This window comes from Stenotrophomonas sp. STEN008 (assembly GCF_056760435.1).
Genome location: NZ_JBRRET010000057.1, coordinates 1 through 19,391 on the forward strand (window position 1 = coordinate 1; position 19,391 = coordinate 19,391).

The 19,391-nt window shown below is 67.6% G+C and carries 16 protein-coding genes and 1 riboswitch; of the genes, 9 read left to right on the top strand and 7 right to left on the bottom strand.

The features are described 5' to 3' along the window. Positions 1-144 precede the first annotated feature (144 nt). Entirely contained in the window at positions 145-1,002 is an 858-nt protein-coding gene (locus ACVOME_RS17655; RefSeq protein ID WP_253119925.1) for an EamA family transporter, read from the bottom strand. Between the two features lie 43 nt (positions 1,003-1,045). Here ACVOME_RS17655 and ACVOME_RS17660 point away from each other — a divergent pair, with 43 nt between their 5' ends. Together ACVOME_RS17660 and zapE are read left to right on the top strand one after the other, a co-directional pair. Beyond that, positions 1,046-1,717, top strand: coding sequence for an alpha/beta hydrolase (locus ACVOME_RS17660; protein ID WP_111186532.1), 672 nt, complete (start codon positions 1,046-1,048; stop codon positions 1,715-1,717). Beyond that, positions 1,714-2,814: a cell division protein ZapE gene (zapE, locus tag ACVOME_RS17665; RefSeq protein WP_481505336.1), complete on the top strand. Its 1,101-nt coding sequence runs from the start codon at positions 1,714-1,716 to the stop codon at positions 2,812-2,814. Before ACVOME_RS17660 ends, zapE begins: the two co-directional genes overlap by 4 nt. 67 nt (positions 2,815-2,881) lie before the next feature. Here the strand turns inward: zapE and ACVOME_RS17670 are convergent, their stop codons facing one another. Beyond that, complete coding sequence (locus ACVOME_RS17670) at positions 2,882-3,691, bottom strand: DUF2884 family protein (RefSeq protein WP_065174187.1); 810 nt, start codon at positions 3,689-3,691, stop codon at positions 2,882-2,884. Between the two features lie 571 nt (positions 3,692-4,262). Here ACVOME_RS17670 and ACVOME_RS17675 point away from each other — a divergent pair. Beyond that, positions 4,263-6,665, top strand: coding sequence for a ribonucleoside-diphosphate reductase subunit alpha (locus ACVOME_RS17675; protein WP_053518585.1), 2,403 nt, complete (start codon positions 4,263-4,265; stop codon positions 6,663-6,665). 106 nt (positions 6,666-6,771) lie between these two features. Continuing rightward, positions 6,772-7,791: a ribonucleotide-diphosphate reductase subunit beta gene (locus ACVOME_RS17680; protein ID WP_005420683.1), complete on the top strand. Its 1,020-nt coding sequence runs from the start codon at positions 6,772-6,774 to the stop codon at positions 7,789-7,791. 81 nt (positions 7,792-7,872) lie between these two features. Here the strand turns inward: ACVOME_RS17680 and ACVOME_RS17685 are convergent, their stop codons facing one another. Further along, positions 7,873-8,508, bottom strand: coding sequence for a LysE family translocator (locus ACVOME_RS17685; protein WP_481505337.1), 636 nt, complete (start codon positions 8,506-8,508; stop codon positions 7,873-7,875). Between the two features lie 91 nt (positions 8,509-8,599). Between ACVOME_RS17685 and ACVOME_RS17690 the strand changes: the two genes are divergently transcribed. From ACVOME_RS17690 to ACVOME_RS17700, 3 genes are all read left to right on the top strand, one after another. Further along, a complete protein-coding gene (locus tag ACVOME_RS17690) occupies positions 8,600-9,001 on the top strand; it encodes an acyl-CoA thioesterase (protein WP_053518579.1) in 402 nt (133 codons plus the stop codon). Positions 9,002-9,044: 43 nt separating this feature from the next. Further along, positions 9,045-9,851 carry an NAD-dependent protein deacetylase gene (locus tag ACVOME_RS17695; RefSeq protein WP_053518577.1) on the top strand — a complete coding sequence of 269 codons (807 nt, stop codon included), beginning with the start codon at positions 9,045-9,047 and terminating at the stop codon, positions 9,849-9,851. A 122-nt stretch (positions 9,852-9,973) separates the two neighbouring features. Next, entirely contained in the window at positions 9,974-11,074 is a 1,101-nt protein-coding gene (locus ACVOME_RS17700) for an NADH:flavin oxidoreductase/NADH oxidase (RefSeq protein ID WP_080375304.1), read from the top strand. Positions 11,075-11,077: 3 nt separating this feature from the next. On the opposite strand, the gene ACVOME_RS17705 is transcribed toward ACVOME_RS17700, so the two are convergent. Next, positions 11,078-11,989, bottom strand: a complete 912-nt coding sequence (locus ACVOME_RS17705) for a LysR family transcriptional regulator (protein WP_253119919.1) — start codon at positions 11,987-11,989, stop codon at positions 11,078-11,080. Positions 11,990-12,102: 113 nt separating this feature from the next. On the opposite strand from ACVOME_RS17705, the gene purU reads away from it, so the two are divergent. After that, positions 12,103-12,954, top strand: coding sequence for a formyltetrahydrofolate deformylase (gene purU, locus ACVOME_RS17710; protein ID WP_262218883.1), 852 nt, complete (start codon positions 12,103-12,105; stop codon positions 12,952-12,954). A gap of 22 nt (positions 12,955-12,976) precedes the next feature. Here the strand turns inward: purU and pncA are convergent, their stop codons facing one another. From pncA to metE, 3 genes are all read right to left on the bottom strand, one after another. Then, positions 12,977-13,603: a bifunctional nicotinamidase/pyrazinamidase gene (gene pncA, locus ACVOME_RS17715; RefSeq protein ID WP_481505338.1), complete on the bottom strand. Its 627-nt coding sequence runs from the start codon at positions 13,601-13,603 to the stop codon at positions 12,977-12,979. 55 nt (positions 13,604-13,658) lie between these two features. Next, complete coding sequence (locus ACVOME_RS17720) at positions 13,659-14,330, bottom strand: epoxyqueuosine reductase QueH (RefSeq protein WP_263176867.1); 672 nt, start codon at positions 14,328-14,330, stop codon at positions 13,659-13,661. Between the two features lie 63 nt (positions 14,331-14,393). Then, on the bottom strand, positions 14,394-16,691 hold the full coding sequence (metE, locus tag ACVOME_RS17725) for a 5-methyltetrahydropteroyltriglutamate--homocysteine S-methyltransferase (RefSeq protein WP_263176869.1): 2,298 nt from the start codon (positions 16,689-16,691) through the stop codon (positions 14,394-14,396). Between the two features lie 219 nt (positions 16,692-16,910). After that, positions 16,911-17,140: riboswitch (cobalamin riboswitch) on the bottom strand. Between the two features lie 141 nt (positions 17,141-17,281). Here metE and ACVOME_RS17730 point away from each other — a divergent pair. Continuing rightward, positions 17,282-19,129, top strand: coding sequence for a patatin-like phospholipase family protein (locus tag ACVOME_RS17730; protein ID WP_197600125.1), 1,848 nt, complete (start codon positions 17,282-17,284; stop codon positions 19,127-19,129). Positions 19,130-19,391 lie beyond the last annotated feature (262 nt).

The following is a 19,391-nucleotide window of genomic DNA, read 5'->3' on the forward strand; positions in this document are numbered from 1 at the left end:
CCCCCCGCCCCCCGCGCCCCCGGCCCCCCCCGCCCCCCCCCCCCCCCCCCCCCCCCCGGGCTGGGGGGCCACTAACAACTCACCCCCCCGCGCGGGGGCCCCCCCCACCCCGGGTCCCCCCCCCCCCCCACCCCCGGGCCGTACTCACCCCCAGGCGATCAATCCGATCGCCAGCACTGCCAGCGCCAGGCCGGCCCGGTTCCACTTCGTGGTCGGTTCGCCAAAGGCAAACACGCCCACCAGCGCGCCCAGTACCACCACGCCGATGTTCATGCCGGCGAACACCGTGGCCGGGCTGTCCGGCATCGCCTGGTGCGCGTGCACATAGAACAGGATGTTGCCGCCGTTGAGCAGGCCCAGCAGCGCACCCGCGCCGAGGTTGTGCCAGGCCAGCCGGCTGCGACCGCTGAAGTGCCGCCACAGCTGCAATGCCAGCATCAGTACGAAGGCCACGCTGAAGCTGGCCAGCACCGCCGCCATCGACGGCGTGCCGGACAGCGCCACCTGCTTGAGCAGCACGTCCACCACCGCGAAGCCGCCCCACACGCCCAGCAGCCAGCCCCAGCCACCCGGCGAGGACGCCACCGCCGGACCGCGCGGGCGCAGGCTGATGGCCACCATCGCCAGCAGGCCCAGGCCGAGCCCGGCCAGCTTCCACGGCGTGGCGGTCTGGCCGAAGAACAGGAACGCCGCCGCCAGTGACAACAGCAGCGACAGCCGCTGCGCCACGTCGCTGCGGACGATGCCGGCCACCGCCACTGCGCGGCCCAGCACCAGGAAGATCGAGGGCAGCGCCACCGCCAGCGCCAGCAACGACGGCCACGGGGCATGCGGCGCGCGCAGCGCATCCAGCGGCGGCTGCAGCACCACGGCGGTCAGGGTCGCAGCCACCAGATAGTTCCAGGTGACCATCTGCGCAACATCCAGTTGGCGGCGTCCGGCCACCTTCAACAACACCGAAACCAGCACGCTGCAGATCACGGCCAAAGACAGGTAGAGCATGGGGCGGGCACAGGGCAGGGGCGGGGGACGGTATCATGGTGCCATGCACAAGCCTTCGTTCCCCGTCGCCCCTGGCGAAACCGCCTGCCTCGAACTGGACGGCCCGGCCGGCCCGCTGGAAGTGGTCGTCGACCTGCCCAAGGCCGATGTGCCGGTGCAGCCGATCGTGGCCATCGTCTGCCATCCGCTGTCCACCGAGGGCGGCACCCTGCACAACAAGGTGGTCACCATGACCGCCAGCACCCTGCGCGAGCTGGGCATCGCCACGGTGCGCTTCAACTTCCGCAGCGTCGGTGGTTCGGCGGGCACCTTCGATGGCGGCGTGGGCGAGCAGGATGACCTGAAGACCGTGACCGCCTGGGTGCGCAGCCAGCGCCCCGACGACCGCCTGTGGCTGGCCGGCTTCAGCTTTGGTGCGTTCGTTTCGCTGAAGGCGGCCGCCACGCTGCAGCCGGAGGCGCTGATCTCGATCGCGCCGCCGGCCGGCCGCTGGGATTTCGACGGCGTGCAGCCACCGGCCCGCTGGCTGGTGATCCAGGGCGAGCAGGACGAGATCGTCGACCCGCAGGCGGTCTATCAGTGGCTGGACGCGCTGCAGGCTCCGCATGAGCTGGTGCGGATGCCCGACACCAGCCACTTCTTCCATCGCAAGCTGATCGACCTGCGTGGTGCGTTGACCCACGGCGTCAAGCACTGGCTGGGCGCAGCGGCATGAGTGCAGTCGAGTTGACCCCGTCGCAGCGGTATGCGGCCGGGGTTGCCCGGGGTGACTGGCAGGACGACCCGGCCCAGCACGCGGCGCTGGCCGAGCTGGACCGCATCCACGTGGGCCTGCTGGACAACGCCGACGACGGCTGGCTGGACCGGTTGTCCTCGTTCTGGAAGAAGCCCGAGCCGGTCAAGGGGCTGTATTTCTGGGGGGGAGTCGGCCGCGGCAAGACCTTCCTGGTGGATCTGTTCTACGACGGGCTGCCAATCAAGCAGAAGTACCGCACCCACTTCCATCGTTTCATGCGCAGCGTCCACGAGCGCCTGCGCGAGCACCAGGGCCAGAGCGACCCGTTGGCGAAGATCGCCCAGGAATGGCGCAGCAACCTGCGCGTGCTGGTGCTGGACGAATTCTTCGTCACCGACATCGGCGACGCCATGCTGCTGGCGCGCCTGCTCGAACGCCTGTTCGCCGAGGGCGTGACCCTGGTCACCACCTCCAATACGGCGGTGGAGAACCTGTATCTCAATGGCCTGCAGCGCGAGAGCTTCCTGCCCGCCATCAGCCTGCTGCAGCGCTTCTGCGTCGAGCTGTACGCCGAAGGCACGGAGGATTACCGGATGCGCGCGCTGACCCGCTCGCCGGTGTACCGCGCGCCGCTGGCCGCCGATAGCGACGACTGGCTCGCCACGCGCTGGAACGAACTGAGTGGTGGTCAGCCCGCCAAGGCCGGCAACATCGAGATCGAAGGCCGCAAGATTCCGGTCCGCGGCCGGGGCAAGAGCATCGCCTGGTTCGACTTCGCCGCCCTGTGCGAAGGCCCGCGCGGCCCATCGGACTACATCGAGATCGCACACGAGTTCAATACGGTGCTGCTGGGCGGCATTCCCGCCTTCGATCGCCTGAACGAGGACGCCGCGCGCCGCTTCGTCAACCTGATCGACGAACTGTACGACCGCCACGTCAACCTGGTCTGCACCGCCAGCACCTTGCCGGTCGAGCTGTACACCGGCCAGCGCCTGCAGGGCGCGTTCGAGCGCACCGCCTCGCGCCTGATCGAGATGCAGAGCGCTGAATACCTGGGTACCCCGCACCGGGCGTGAGGGCCCGGGAGCTGCACGATCTGCCGGAAGGGCAGCCGCGCGCAGGCGCTGCAGCGGCAGCTCGACGTTACCGGCTGGGCGCCAGTGCGTTGCCCTGCGGCCGCTCATCCGGCCCGGTCGACACCTGCAGGCCGTTGTCGCTGCGCTCCAGCAGCCGCAGCGGCTGGCCCTGGTAACGCACTTCCAGCGCATCGTGGGTATCGGCCAGCGCACGCACCAGCGGGCACAACGCCATCGCGCTGGCCTCCACACGCTGGGCACCGGCTTCCAGGCGCCGGTCCAGCTCGGCATCCAGGCGCTCGGCACGTTCCTCCATGGCGTCGCTGCGGCCGGTGAAGACCTGCCAGAGCACGCTGCGGGCGATCGAGCCGGACAGCGTCTCGGCCATGTCCTGCACCTTCGCCTCGAATCCGGGACCGAAGGTCGCCTGTTCCCAGTAGCCCTTTCCGAGCGTCCCCTCGATCCAGTCATCCGCCTGCCGCCGCAGGCGCCTGACCTTGCGGCTGTTGGCGGTGCCGGTCAGGCTCTCGTAGACGCCATCGAGCGCGTCGAAGCTCAGCTGGCTGACATCGCGCGCCAATGCCGTGGCGGCGGGCATCAACCGGCGCGCGCCGGCCTCCAGCTGGCGCAGGCGGGCGGCATCGGCGTCGCTGACCGGCACGATCGTGTCATCCAGGCTCAGCACACCATCGTGGAACACCACCTCGTGCGGCGCCTGTGGGCCGTGTCGCAGCCAGATGCCGCCGCTGTCCACCAGCACGTCATAGTCCGTGCGGATGCCACACTGGTCCGCGTGCAGCTTCGGCGCGTCGGCCGCCTGCGCCGGCATGATGCACAGCGCCGACAGCACTGCCAGGGCAGGCAGTCGCAGGTCCATTGGACATTCCTTTTCCAGTCGCCAGAGCCCAGCGTCCGCCTCTCCGGCGTATCCGTCATCGGCCGGAAGTCACGCCGTCCACCGGATTCCCACCGGCTGCCCACCTTCTATCCACAGGGTTGTCCCTTGGTCATTCCGTTACTGTCATGTGAAGCTGTCATTGTTCTGTTTCCGCACGCCGTTGTACCGCCGGAATGACGCGTTCCGGTCTTGACTGCGCGGCCCGTTCCGGCAGGTCCAAAGCGTCCGATCCGGGCGCCGATGGCACGATCCTTGCGGCGCAAGGGATTGCCGAATTTCACTACATTTGGCGTTGACGGACCCCACCACCCCCACTATCTTGTGGCCATCGGTCGCAGCGACCCCACGTCGCAAGGACAACGGGGAAGGCGCAGAGGCGGGAGCCACGCGGCACCCCCGTCCACAGCGATACCCGTCGGCGACCGTCACGGCAGCGGCAGGCGCAGGTCTCACCTCCTGCGACGCCCAGCTGCCATCCTGGACCGTCATGTCCTGGGCCGCGCCACCGATGCACCTGCAACCACCCCATCACGCCAAGAGGACACACGCCGTGACCACCGAAACCAGCGCCACCATCGAAAAGGAAAGCGAGTTCCTGTTGACGTCGCCGCCGACGGCCAACGCGATGAGTGTGACCAAGCGCAATGGCACGACCGAACTGGTGGATCTGAACAAGATCGTGCGTGCGGTGCAGCGTTCCTCCGAAGGCCTGCACGCCGTCGATCCGATGCGCGTGGCCACCCGCACCATTTCCGGCCTGTACAACGGCGCCACCACCCGCGAACTGGACGAGCTGTCCATCCGCACCGCCGCCCTGCTGATCGGTGAAGAACCCGAGTACGGCCGTCTGGCCGCGCGCCTGCTGGCCAACTACATCGCCAAGGAAGTGTCGGGCCAGGAAATCTATGCCTTCTCGCAGTCGGTCAGCCGTGGCCATGAAGTCGGCCTGATCAACGACCGCCTGCTGAACTTCGTGCAGACCAACGCGCGCAAGCTCAACGATGCGATCGACATCTCGCTGGACCTGAACTTCGATTACTTCGGCCTGCGTACCCTGTACGACCGCTACCTGCTGCGCCATCCGCACACCCGCAAGGTGATCGAGACCCCGCAGCAGTTCTTCCTGCGCATCGCCAGCGCGCTGAGCGAGGACGTGTCCGAGACCCTGGCGCTGTACAAGCGCATGGGCAACCTGGACTACCTGCCGTCCAGCCCGACCCTGTTCAACTCCGGCACCACCCACGAGCAGCTGTCCTCGTGCTTCCTGCTCGATTCGCCGCAGGACTCGCTGGAGTCGATCTACTCCAAGTACGGCGACATCGCCCAGCTGTCGAAGTTCTCCGGCGGCATCGGCGTCAGCTACACCCGCGTGCGTTCGCGTGGTTCGCTCATCAAGTCCACCAACGGCCATTCCAACGGCATCGTGCCGTGGCTGAAGACCATGGACTCGTCCGTGGCGGCGGTGAACCAGGGTGGCAAGCGCAAGGGCGCGGCCTGCGTGTATCTGGAAACCTGGCACGCCGACATCGAGGATTTCCTCGAGCTGCGTGACAACACCGGTGATGAAGCCCGCCGTACCCACAACCTGAACCTGGCCAACTGGGTGCCGGACCTGTTCATGAAGCGCGTCGAGGCCGACCAGGAATGGTCGCTGTTCGATCCGCGCGTCGTGCCGGAGTTCACCGATCTGTTCGGCGAAGCCTTCGAGCAGGCCTATCTGCAGGCCGAAGCCCAGGGCAAGGCCAACCGCACCATCTCTGCCCGCAAGCTGTACGCCCGCATGATGCGTACGCTGGCCGAGACCGGCAACGGCTGGATGACCTTCAAGGACAAGTGCAACCGCGCCAGCAACCAGACCCTGCGTCCGGGCAACGTGATCCACCTGTCCAACCTGTGCACGGAAATCCTGGAGGTCACCTCCAACGATGAAACCGCGGTGTGCAACCTGGGTTCGATCAACCTGGGCAACCACTTCGACGAGCACAACGAGTTCGACTTCGAGAAGCTGGCCGAGACCGTGCGCCTGGCCGTGCGCCAGCTCGACCGTGTCATCGACCTGAACTTCTACCCGATCGAAACCGCCCGCCGCGCCAACCTGCGCTGGCGCCCGGTCGGCCTGGGCTGCATGGGCCTGCAGGACGTGTTCTTCCGCAAGCGCCTGCCGTTCGACAGCGCCGAAGCCCGTGCCCTGTCGAAGAAGATCGCCGAGACGATCTACTTCCACGCGCTGGAAACCTCGACCGAGCTGGCCCAGGAACGCGGCAAGCACCCGTCGTTCAACGACACCCGTGCCGCCAGTGGCGAACTGCAGTTCGACGCCTGGAACGTGGTGCCGGAAGACACCGCGCGCTGGGATGCCCTGCGTGCCCGCATCAAGGAGCACGGCCTGCGCAACTCGCTGATGATCGCGATCGCCCCGACCGCGACCATCGCCTCCATCGCCGGCTGCTACGAGTGCGTCGAGCCGCAGGTGTCCAACCTGTTCAAGCGCGAAACCCTGTCCGGTGACTTCCTGCAGGTCAACCGCTACCTGGTGAACGAGCTGAAGAAGCTGGGCCTGTGGACCGCCGACATGCGCGATGCCATCAAGCTGGCCGAAGGTTCCATCGCCGGCCTGACGCAGATTCCGGAAACCCTGCGTGAGGTCTACCGCACTGCGTGGGAACTGCCGATGCGTTCGCTGATCGACATGGCCGCCGAGCGTGGCGCCTTCATCGACCAGTCGGCCTCGCTCAACCTGTTCATGGAAAGCCCGAACATTGGCGCGATGTCGTCCATGTACATGTACGCGTGGAAGCAGGGCATCAAGACCACCTACTACCTGCGCTCGCGTCCGGCCACCAAGATCGCCAAGACCACGGTCAGCAACGCGGCCCCGGCCAAGGTGTTCAGCCCGGACGAAGCCATCGCCTGCTCGCTGGAGAACCCGGAAGCCTGCGAGGCCTGCCAGTAATCGCGCGCTGTGCCGTAGATGGAGCCGGGCTCGGCCCGGCTGCGCAATGACAAGGTAGCGCCGGGCCATGCCCGGCGTTTTGACCCGAGAAGACAAGGAAACACCCATGGCCGACAAGCCCAAGCAGATGCTGCTCGATCCCGGTTTTGAACTGACGTTGCGCCCGATGCGCTACCCGCAGTTCTATGACATGTACCGGAATGCGATCAAGAACACCTGGACGGTGGAAGAGATCAATTTCCAGATCGACATCACCGACCTGCACAGCAAGATGTCGCCGGGTGAGCGCCACCTGATCCATCGCCTGGTCGCGTTCTTCGCCACCGGCGATTCGATCGTGTCCAACAACCTGGTGCTGAACCTGTACCAGCACCTCAATGCGCCGGAAGCGCGCATGTACCTGTCGCGCCAGCTGTATGAAGAAGCGCTGCACGTGCAGTTCTACCTGACCCTGCTCGACAACTACCTGCCGGACCCGGAAGAGCGCGCCAAGGCGTTCTCGGCGGTGGAGAACATCGACTCGATCAAGAAGAAGGCCGATTTCTGCTTCAAGTGGATCGACTCGATCCAGGACCTGACCCGCATCGAGACCCGCGAACAGCGCCGCCAGTTCCTGCTCAACCAGATCTGCTTCGCCGCCTGCATCGAAGGCCTGTTCTTCTTTGCTGCGTTCGCCTACGTGTACTACTTCCGTTCGCGCGGCCTGCTGCCGGGCCTGGCCTCGGGCACCAACTGGGTGTTCCGCGACGAAAGCGCCCACATGGAGTTCGCGTTCGAGTCGGTGCGCGTGGTCCGCGAGGAAGAGCCGGACCTGTTCGATGACGAGATGAAGCAGCAGGTGTACGACATGCTGGCCGAAGCGATCGAATGCGAAGTGCAGTTCGCCGAGGACGTGCTGTCCGGCGGCGTGGCGGGCATCTCCACGCGCGACATGCGCCAGTACCTGCAGCACTGCGCCGACCAGCACTTCGCCAAGCTGGGCATGGAAAAGAAGTACAACGTGCGCAACCCGCTGCCGTTCATGGAACTGCAGGACGTGCAGGAGCTGACCAACTTCTTCGAACGCCGCGTTTCGGCCTACCAGGTCGGCGTGCAGGGCGAAGTTGCCTTCGACATGAACTTCTGACCCGTCCGGTCAGGCCTGTCGCAGCGAAAACCCCGGCCGATGCCGGGGTTTTTTGTGGGTGGCGCCGGGCATGGCCCGGCGCTACCGCCGCCCTTCCACCGCCATGCGCACCGCCAGCCCGGCCAGGACCGTGCCCATCAGCCAGCGCTGTGCCGCCTGCCAAGTGGGGCGCGCGGCGAGAAATGCCGCGATGCTGCCGGCCAGCACCACGATCACCGCGTTCACGCTCAGGCTCACCACGATCTGGGTAGCACCCAGGACCAGCGACTGCATCAGCACGCTGCCGTGTCCGTCCGGATGCAGGAACTGCGGCAGCAGGGACAGGTACATCACCGCGATCTTCGGGTTCAGCAGATTGGTCAGAAAGCCCATCGCAAACAATCTGCGTGGGGTGTCCTGCGGCAGGTCGCGCACCGCGAGCGGCGAGCGGCCACCGGGTTTGAGCGCCTGCCAGGCCAGGTACAGCAGGTAGAACGCCCCCCCGATGCGCAGCGCGTCGTAGGCGAACGGCACCGTCATCAGCAGGGCGGTGATGCCCAGCGCCGCGCACAGCATGTAGAACACGAAACCCAGCACCACCCCACCCAGCGAGACCAGGCCGGCGCGGCGGCCCTGGCAGATCGAGCGCGAGACCAGGTAGATCATGTTCGGCCCGGGCGTGAGCACCATGCCCAGCGAGATGAGGGCGAACGCCAGCAGATCGGAGGTCGCGGGCATGGGCAGTCCTGGCAGTGGGCGTGGCGCAGTGTAGCGCTGCCTGTACGGGGCCTGGCTTAACATTGCCGCACCCCACACCGAAGCCCTACCCATGACCCCGATCCCTGAAACCGTGCCACCGATCGAAGTGCGCATGGCCGAAATCGTCTTTCCCAACCATACCAACCATATGGGCACGCTGTTTGGTGGCCAGGCGCTGGCGTGGATGGACAAGGCCGCCTTCCTCGCCGCCGCCCGCTACTCGCGCCGCACCGTGGTGACCGCGCGCAGCGACCAGGTCGACTTCAAGCTGCCGATCCGCATCGGCCAGATGGTGGAAACGATCGGCCGCATCGTCGAGGTCGGCCGCAGCTCGATGAAGGTCGAGGTGGAACTGATTGCCGAAGACCTGCACAGCGGCGAGCGCAGGCTCTGCACCCGCGGCCACTTCGTGATGATCGCGCTGGACGAGGCGGGCCAGCCGATCGCGGTGCCGCCGCTGCCGGCGCCCTGAGCCGGCGCTTGTGGGGGCGCCGTGCTGCCCCCATCTGGTCGGCATGACCCCGCCGCTGACCGACTTCATCGACCGCGCCCAGCGCCTGTTCGTGCTGACCGGCGCTGGCTGCAGCACGGCCTCGGGAATCCCCGATTACCGGGATACCGATGGCCAATGGAAACGCACGCCGCCGGTCACCTACCAGGCATTCATGGGCGAGGCCGCCACCCGCCAGCGCTACTGGGCACGCAGCCTGCTGGGCTGGCCGCGCTTCGGCCTGGCCCAGCCCAACGGCACCCACCAGGCGCTGGCCGCGCTGGAGAAGCAAGGCAAGGTGCAGTTGCTGCTGACCCAGAACGTGGATGGCCTGCACCAGCGCGCCGGCAGCCAGAACGTGATCGACCTGCATGGGCGGCTGGACCTGGTGCGCTGCATGGGCTGCGAGCGCCGCAGCGGTCGCCAGGCGTTCCAGCAGCGCCTGCTGGACGCCAATCCCGGCTGGGACACGCTCGAGGCCGGCATCGCCCCCGACGGCGACGCTGATCTGGAGACCGATTTTTCCTCCTTCGTGGTGCCCGACTGTCCGTCCTGTGGCGGCCTGCTGAAGCCGGACGTGGTGTTCTTCGGCGAGAACGTGCCGCGTGAACGCGTGGCGGCAGTGCATGAGCACCTGCAGCAGGCCGATGCCGTGCTGGTGGTGGGGTCCTCGCTGATGGTCTATTCCGGCTTCCGTTTCGTGCAGGCCGCAGCAAAGGCCGGATTGCCGGTGGCTGCCGTGAACCGTGGCCGCACCCGCGCCGACGACCTGCTGCAGTTCAAGGACGAGCGCGATTGCGCTGAAGCGCTGGCCGGGTTCGTCATCGGGTAGCGCCAGGCCATGCCCGGCGAGCATGCAGCGCCACCGCGAAACAGCGATCCATCCACATGGTTGATTCGCCGCCCTTGCAGCGGTGCAATACGCACCCCCCTCTGCCCGTCCCTGCACCCCTCGTGAGCCAGCTGTTCTCGCCGATCACCTTCGGCCGCCTGACCCTGTCCAACCGCATCGTCATCGCGCCGATGTGCCAGTATTCCGCCGAAGACGGGCGCGCCAGCGATTGGCATGCCATGCATCTGGGCAACCTGGCGCAATCCGGTGCCGGCCTGCTGATCCTGGAAGCGACGGCGGTTGAGCCGCGTGGACGCATCAGCTGGGCCGACCTCGGCCTGTGGGATGACGGTACCGAAGCTGCGCTGGCACACGTGCTGGCCAGCGTGCGGCGCTGGTCGCCGATGCCGCTGGGCATCCAGCTGGGCCATGCCGGCCGCAAGGCCTCGGTACAGCGTCCCTGGGACGGCGGTGGCCAGCTGCCGGCCGATGATGCACGTGGCTGGACCACGGTGGCGCCGTCAGCGCTGCCGTTCCATGCTGCCGATCCCGCGCCGCAGGAACTGGATGAGGCGGGCATCGCGGGAATCGTTGCTGCCTTCGCCGCCAGCGCGGTGCGCGCCGAACGCCTGGGCTTCGAACTGATCGAAGTGCATGCCGCGCACGGCTATCTGCTGCACCAGTTCCTGTCACCGCTGAGCAACCGGCGCACCGATGGCTACGGGGGTTCGCTGCCCAATCGCCTGCGCCTGCTGGTAGAGGTATTCGATGCCGTGCGCGCGGCAGTGTCCGACAAGGTGGCCGTCGGCGTGCGCATCTCCGCCAGCGACTGGGTCGACGGTGGCTGGGATCTGCTGCAGAGCGAAGCGCTGTCCCAGGTGCTGGACGCGCGTGGCTGCGATTTCCTGCACGTGTCCAGCGGCGGCCTGGATGAGCGCCAGAAGATCAGCGTCGGGCCGGGCTACCAGGTGCCGTTCGCGGCCGCGATCAAGGCCAAGGTGCGCATGCCGGTCATCGCGGTGGGGATGATCACCGAACCGGAGCAGGCCGAATCGATCCTGCGTCATCGCCACGCCGATGCCATCGCCCTGGCCCGCGGCATCCTCTACGACCCGCGCTGGCCCTGGCACGCGGCAGCCGCGCTGGGCGACAGCGTGGTGCCGGCCGCGCAGTACCTGCGCTGCGAGCCGCGTGAGGCACGCGGCGTGTTCACCCCGCGCTGAAGGTCATGCCCGCCAGGCCGGCGGCAGGCCGGCCTGCAGGTGATCGAACAGCGCACGGATCCTGGCGGTGAAGTCGCGGCGGTCGCTGACGCAGAAATAGACCTCCATCGGTTCCGGGCGCCATGCGCTGTCCGCGCCGAACACCGCCTGCAACCGGCCATCGCGCAGAAAGGGATCGGCCACGAAGGCCGCCAGCCGGGTGATGCCGGCACCGGCCGCGGCCAGTTCGGCCAGCGCGTCGATGTCATCGCACACCATGCCGGGCGGCAGCGGCGCATCCGCGCGCTGGTCGCCCTTGCGCAGGCCCCAGCGCAGAGGCCGCCCATCGGTGGGGAAACGATGCAGCACACCCCGATGCCCGCGCAGTTCGGACGGCTCCTGTGGGCAGCCATGCGCCTGCAGGTAGGCAGGCGAGGCGCAGAAGACGAAGGGAATGCGTGCCAGCGGCCGCGCCACGACGCCGTCCTCCAGCTGCGCACCGATGCGGATGCTGGCATCGACCGCCTCCGGACCATGCTGCACGGCCCGGTCGGACAGCCGCAGTTCCAGCTGCAGCTGCGGATAGCGTTGCTGCAGTGAAGGCAGCAGGGGCGCCAGCACGTGGCGGCCGAACGCGCGGCTGCTGGCGATGCGCAATGGCCCGGCCGGCTCGATGTCACCGCTGGTGACCAGGGCCTGCGCCCGCGCCAGATCGGTTTCGATGTGGCGCACCTGCGCCAGGTACAGCGCACCGGCCTCGCTCAGCGCCAGCTGGCGCGTGCTGCGGTTCAGCAGGCGCACGCCCAGGTGTGCCTCCAGGCGATGGATGTTCTGGCCGACGGCGGTGGCGCTGATGCCAAGGCTGCGGGCCGCAGCGGCAATACTGCCGGTGTCTGCGGTGCGGGTGAAGCTGCGGATCAGCTGCAACAGGTTCATGACCCGCCAGCGTGCCACGAAAGCCCGCCACGATCACTTGGAACTGTCCGAAGTGGTTCGTTGCATCGGTGACAATGGATCACGCGGGCGGGGTGCTGCCCTACACTTGCAGGATGCGACCCGATTCCATCCTCACCCTGTCCTGCCCCGACCGTACCGGCATCGTCTACCGCGTGTCGGGCCTGTTGTTCGATCATGGCTGCAACATCCTCGACGCCCAGCAGTTCGGCGACGAGGAAAGCGGCCGGTTCTTCCTGCGCGTGCATTTCGACCGCGACGCCAGCCTGCCCCTGGACACGGTACATGCGTCCATGGCAGCACTGGCCCGCGAGTTCGACATGGACTGGCAGCTGCAGGACGGTCGGCGTCGTGCGCGCCTGCTGGTGCTGGTCAGCAAGCAGGGGCACTGCCTGAATGACCTGCTGTTCCGTGCGCACAGCGGGCAGCTGAAAGTGGATATCGCGGCAGTGGTGTCCAACCATGCCGATTTCGCACCGCTGGCTGCGTCCTACGGCGTGCCGTTCCACCATCTGCCGGTGAACGCGGATACGCGTGCGGTGCAGGAACAGCAGATCATCGATCTGGTCGAACACGAGCGTATCGACCTGGTGGTGCTGGCGCGCTACATGCAGATTCTTTCACCCACCCTGTGCCGCGCGCTGGCCGGCCGGGCGATCAACATCCATCACAGCTTCCTGCCCAGCTTCAAGGGCGCGCAGCCCTATCACCAGGCGCACGCGCGCGGGGTCAAGATCATCGGCGCCACCGCGCACTATGTCACCGAGGATCTGGACGAAGGTCCGATCATCGAACAGGACGTGGCCCGGGTCGATCATGCGATGACGCCGCGCGACCTGGTACGCCTGGGCAGCGATACCGAATCGCAGGTGCTGGCGCGTGCCGTGCGCCGCCATGTGGAGCACCGCATCCTGCTCAACGGGCACCGCACGGTGGTGTTCCGCTGATACCTGCCCGGCCGGACGTGCGTCAGAGGATCCCGATCCCCGCAGTGCCCAGTGCTTCGCGCACCATCCCGTCGTTGGCCTCGGTCACCGGCCGGGTCAGGTCCCAGAGGAATTTCACCCTGAAGCGGGACGTGGCTGCGTCCTGCGCGCTCCACAGCACGCAGTAGTCGCGGGCCAGGCCACAGACGTGCACCTCGTCGATGCCGCGCTCATGCAGCCAGCCGGCCAGGCCGGTGGCGGGGCGCCCGCCATCGGGGCCGTGGTTCTCGCGGAAGGCGCTGTAGGAATCCACCTGCTGGCGGGTGCCCTTGCGCAGGATCAGGTCGGCCATGTTCCAGTCCACCTGCGGATGCAGGGCGGCACCGGCGCTGCCCTGCACGCAGTGGTCCGGCCACAGGGTCTGCGGTTGCGCATGCAGCAGGATCGTTTCGAACGGACGATGGCCGGGGTGCTGGCTGGCGAACGAAGCATGGTCCGCGGGATGCCAGTCCTGGGTGGCCACTACGGTGCGGTAGCGGCGCTGCGCCAGCAGCTGCGCGATCGGCGCGACCAGCGCATCGCCGCGGTCACAGGCCAGCGCGCCACCGGGCATGAAGTCCGGCTGCAGATCGATCACCAGCAGGGCGACAGTGGCGGGCAGGGTGAGCATGGACGTTCCAGCGCGGCGGAAGAGGCGACCAGCGTGGCCGCCCCCTCGCCACACGTCAATCGCCCTGCGGCGTTTCGTTGTCCTGGTCGTAATACAGCAGCCCGATCCGGATCCGCTCGCGGCCGGTCTCCCGGCGGTGCCGGTTGGCATCGCGCAGCGAGTACACGCAGCCACAGTACTCCTGCTGGTAGAACCGCTCGCGCTTGCTGATCTCGATCATGCGGCTGGCACCACCGCCCTTGCGCCAGTTGTAATCCCAGTACTGCAGGCCCTCGTAGCGCGCCGCGGCGCGGATGCCGCAGTCATTGATCTGCGCCATGTTCTTCCAGCGCGAGATGCCCAGCGACGAGCTGATGGTGTCGTAGCCGTGCTCATGCGCGTACAGCGCCGTGCGCTCGAAGCGCATGTCGAAGCACATCGTGCAGCGGATGCCGCGCTCGGGTTCGTTCTCCATGCCGCGCGCGCGGCTGAACCAGTTGTCGGTGTCGTAGTCGCAGTCGATGAAGGGGACGCCATGCTGCTCGGCGAAGCGGATGTTCTCCTGCTTGCGGAGCTCGTATTCCTTCACCGGATGGATGTTGGGGTTGTAGAAGAAGATCGCGTAGTCGATCCCGGAGGCGGTGATCGCCTCCATCACTTCGCCGGAGCAGGGCGCACAGCACGAATGCAGCAGCAGGCGCTTGCCGTCGGCGGGCAGGGACAGGGTGGGGCGTTGGAGCTCGGTCATCATCAGGTACCGCACGGACCGCCGGCAACGGCGGCGGCCCGTGCATCGGGGTGGAGAGACAGGTCAGGCGACGCGGGCGTCGGCGTGCTCGGCACGCAGTTCCACTGCGGCGGCAACCAGTGCCTGCAGTGCAGCGCGGGTTTCCGGCCAGCCACGGGTCTTCAGCCCGCAGTCCGGGTTGACCCACAGCTGCTCCGGCTTCAGCACGGCCAGCGCCTTACGCAGCAGGTCCACCATCTCCGCCTTGTCCGGCACGCGGGGGGAGTGGATGTCATACACGCCCGGGCCGATCTCGTTGGGATAGTTGAACTTCACGAAGGCATCCAGCAGTTCCATGCGCGAGCGTGAGGTCTCGATCGAGATCACGTCCGCGTCCATCGCTGCGACCGAGTGGATGATGTCGTTGAACTCCGAATAGCACATGTGGGTGTGGATCTGGGTGGCATCGCGCACGCCGCTGGTACTGATGCGGAACGATTCCACCGCCCAGTCCAGGTAGGCGCGCCAGTGGGCGCGGCGCAACGGCAACCCCTCGCGGATGGCCGGCTCGTCCACCTGGATCACGCCGATGCCGGCTGCTTCCAGGTCCTGCACTTCGTCCCGCAGGGCCAGCGCGATCTGCCGGCAGGTCACATCGCGTTCCTGGTCGTCGCGCACGAACGACCACTGCAGTACCGTCACCGGACCGGTCAGCATGCCCTTCATCGGCTTGTCGGTGAGCGATTGCGCGTAACTGGACCAGCGCACCGTCATCGGCTGCGGGCGGCTGACGTCGCCGAAGATCACCGGCGGTTTGACGCAGCGCGAGCCATAGCTCTGCACCCAGCCGTTGCCGGTGAAGGCGAAGCCTTCCAGCTGCTCGCCGAAGTACTCGACCATGTCGTTGCGCTCGAACTCGCCGTGGACCAGCACGTCCAGGCCCAGCGCTTCCTGCACGCGTACCGCATGCGCGGTCTGCTGTTCCAGGAAGGCCTCGTACTCGGCCAGGCCCAGCTTGCCGGACTTGTGCCGGGCGCGTGCCTCGCGCACCTCCAGCGTCTGCGGGAAGGAACCGATCGTGGTGGTGGGCAGCAGCGGCAGCTGCAGCGCCGCATGCTGTGCGATGCGGCGCTGCGGGTAGGCGGTGTGCCGCTGCGCATCGGCCACGGTCAGCGCGGCTAGGCGTGCGGCCACGGCCGGGTTGTGCACGCGTGGCGAGCGACGACGCCCCTCCAGTGCAGCGCGGTTGGCAGCCAGGCCTGCTTCCGCATCCGCCCTGCCATCGAGCGCGTCGGCCAGCAGGCGCAGTTCCTGAAGCTTCTGCCGGGAGAACGCCAGCCAGCCCTTCAGTTCGTCATCAAGCTTCTTTTCCAGCGCAAGATCCACGGGCGTGTGCAGCAGGGAACAGGACGGTGCCAGCCAGAGCCGGTCGGCGCCGCGGTCCACCTGGGCAAACCGGGCCAGGATCAGTGCGTTGTCCAGATGGGTGCGCCAGATGTTGCGGCCGTTGACCAGGCCGGCCGACAGCACGCGCTCGGCCGGCAGCGCCTTCAACACGGCGTCCAGCTGCTCCGGCGCGCGCACCAGGTCCACGTGCAGTCCGTCCACCGGCAGGCCGGTGGCCAACGCCAGGTTGTCCTCGAGCGCACCGAAATAGGTCGCGACCAGCAGTTTCGGACGCCGTGCCGTGGCCAACCGGGCATAGGCGCGCTCATAGGCTGCCTGCGCATCGGCGTCGAGATCCTGCACCAGCAGCGGCTCATCCAGCTGCACCCAATCCGCACCGGCGTCGGCCAGCTGGCCGAGCAGCTGCACATAGGCCGGCAGCAGGGCATCCAGCAGGTCCAGTGCGGCGCTGCCGTCGGTGGTCTTGGACAGCAGCAGGAAGCTCACCGGCCCCAGCAGCACCGGACGGGTGTGGATGCCCAGCGCCCTGGCCTCGTTGAACTCGGCCAGCGGCTTGTCACCGCGCAGGGCGAAGGCCTGGCCCGCGTGCAGTTCCGGCACCAGATAGTGATAGTTGGTGTCGAACCACTTGGTCATCTCCAGCGCGCGCAGGTCGATGCCATCGCGCTGCAGGCCACGGGCCGTGGCGAAGTAGGCGGCCAGTGGATCGTGCGCGGCCAGTTCGCGGTAGCGTTCGGGAATGGCATCGAACAGCCATGCGGTGTCGAGCACCTGGTCGTACAGGCTGAAGTCGTTGCTCGGCGGTACATCGACGCCGGCCTCGATCTGCAGCTGCCAGTGCCGGGCACGCAGCGCCGCGGCGGTGGCCTGCAGGGTGGCGGCGTCGTCCTCGCCGGCCCAGTGGCGTTCGAGCGCCCGCTTCAGTTCGCGCTTGGCGCCGATGCGGGGAAAGCCCAGGTTGGTAACAGTGGTCATTGCAGCGTGTCCTCATTGCATATCGGCATTGAGGAACGAAGGAACCGCAGGACGACGCGTGCCGTTGCCGGCCCACGGGCGTCTTGCCAGCGACCTTCGCCCCCGCGGGCGAACCGGATGCCGTGAAAAGGACGCACGTGGCCGCGCACCCTGCAGGCGCAGGACGACGACGGCCCCGGCAACCTCCCCGCGGAGATTCCAGGTCGAGTCAGGGGACGGTCGTGTCCCCCGGCCGGGGCCGGTATTCGGGCTGTTGGACGCGGGCCGCAGCCCACCTACTACCTGCCGCTTCCCAGGCGCGAGCCCAGTGCTGTTGGCAGGATTCGTTTCCATTCACCGCTGCGGGGCAGCTCCGGAATGGGCGCGCGAAGCGCCTTCACCGGATTCCCGTTTAAATTCATCCCTTCATTCGCATGAAGAGATGAATACCTTCGGCGTGCACAAGGTAGGCCGGTTGGCAGCAATGGTCAAGGCCCGGCATCACACCACCGGGATGTGGCACCTTTCTCAGGCCGTGAGAGGCCGGCTTGCGATACTGGGAACCGACGGACGGGAGGTGACGTGTGGCGGCGAAGTACTGCGATCTGGTCATGAAAGGTGGCATCACCAGCGGCATCGTGTACCCCAATGCGGTACTGGCGCTGGCGCGCGAGTATCGCTTCAAGAGCATCGGTGGCACCTCGGCAGGCGCCATCGCCGCCGCGGTGGCGGCGGCGGCGGCCTATGGTGATCGCCGCCAGCAGGCGGGCGAGTCGCTGCCCGGCGATGCCGGGTACGGTGGATTGTCGGCGGTGTCGGCGCAGCTGTCGCGGCGCGGGTTCATCTACGGTCTGTTCCAGCCGGCGCGCGGCGCGCGTGCAGCCTATCGGCTGCTGGTGGTGCTGACCGGCAATGCAGGCTGGCCCCGCAAGCAGCTGTGCCTGGCCATCGCCGTGTTCCAGATCGCGCCGCTGGAAGTGCTGGTGTCGCTGGCATTGCTGCTTGCGCTGGGCGCGTGGGGCGGCGGCTGGAGTGGAGTGGCGGCAACGTTGCTGCCGTCCCTGCTGTGCGCCTACGGCGCTGGCGTGGCCGGGGCCGCGCTGCGGGTCGCGCGGGTGGCACGACGCAATCTGCTGGGCCTGTGCAGCGGCCTCGGCAGCGACGCGCGCCGGCCGGCGTTGACGGAATGGCTGCACGGCTGCCTGCAGCAGCTGTCAGGCAAGCCGGCCGATGTGCCGCTTACCTTTGCCGACCTGCACGATGCGCCGCGCTATGCCGACGAGCCGGACAGCCCGCATGCCATCACCCTGCAGATGATCACCACCTGCGTATCGCACAACGAACCCCGCACGCTGCCGCTGGGCGGCGCGCAGTTCTGGTTCCTGCGCGAAGAGTTCGACCAGCTGTTCCCGGCCAGCGTGGTGCAGTGGCTGGTCAACCATGCGGGTCCGCCGCTGGGCGTGGATGGACGACTCTATTACCGCCTGCCGCAGGGGCCGCAGCTGCCGGTACTGGTGGCAACGCGGATGAGCCTGAGTTTCCCGTTGCTGATCAGCGCAGTGCCGCTGCATGAGCCCTCGCGCCGCGAGCGCCGCTGCGAGCCTGGAGCGACCGCCTCCGATCCGGAACACAACGTGGCCGACAGCATGGAGGGGCTGACCAGTGCCGGCCAGGCCTGCGGCCCGGTGATCACCGCCTTCCGGATCTGCTGGTTCTCCGATGGGGGCATCAGCAGCAACTTCCCGATCCATCTGTTCGACGCGGCGCTTCCGCGCTGGCCGACCTTCGCCATCAACCTGGTCTATCCACAGCATGCGGAGGAGGTCAGCTCCGGCGGCAATGCACGGCAGGCGCTGGAGCGATCGGTGTTCCTGCCCAGCGAAAACCGTCATGGCTGGCAACGCACCTACCAGTCCATCGCCGCGCCGGTGGCCGCCGGCGAGCTTGGCCGTTTCCTGTTCGCGGTGGTGGCAACCATGCAGAACTGGCGCGACCTGCTGCAGGCGCGTGCTCCGGGCTATCGCGACCGCATCGTGCACGTGACCCTGCAGGGTGATGAGGGCGGCATGAACCTGGACATGCCGCAGGAGGTACTGACCCGCATCGCCGACAAGGGCAGCCTGGCCGGTGCGCGCTTCTGCGCGTTCTCCTTCGAGAATCACTACTGGATCCGCTGGCGCAACCTGGCCTCGGCCTACCAGCGTTACACGCTGGAAGTGGCGCGTACCGACGATCCCGCGCAGCAGGTGCTGGCCTATCGGGCGGCGTACACGATGGTGGCTGCCGGCGTGCCGTCGCCACCGTCGTACAAGCTGGGCTCGGAGGACAAGCGGCTGGCGTCACAGCAGTTGTGGGGGCTGATGGTGGAGCAGGGCCGCAGCTGGGAGGATCTCGGCCCGGACCTCACCGACGGCGCACCACGGCCGCTGCCGCAGATGAAGGTGACGCCGATCTACTGACCGCTGCCGCAGCCGATTGAACTGTTCCGGCGGGTGCCGACCTTGTCTGGTGGGTGCCCACCTTGGTCGGCACGATCTGATCCCTGCGGTGGCTCATCGCCAGGGTTCGTGTCGACCAAGGTCGACACCCACCAGGGCAATGCGTCGTTCTGACAGCTTGCGGAGATCTGTCGAAGGCGGGGTGGGTCCGGTTGCGGGGGCGTGAGCGCCATGGATGGCGCGACCGAGGCTACATGGACGTACTTGCGCCGTCCCCCGCAAC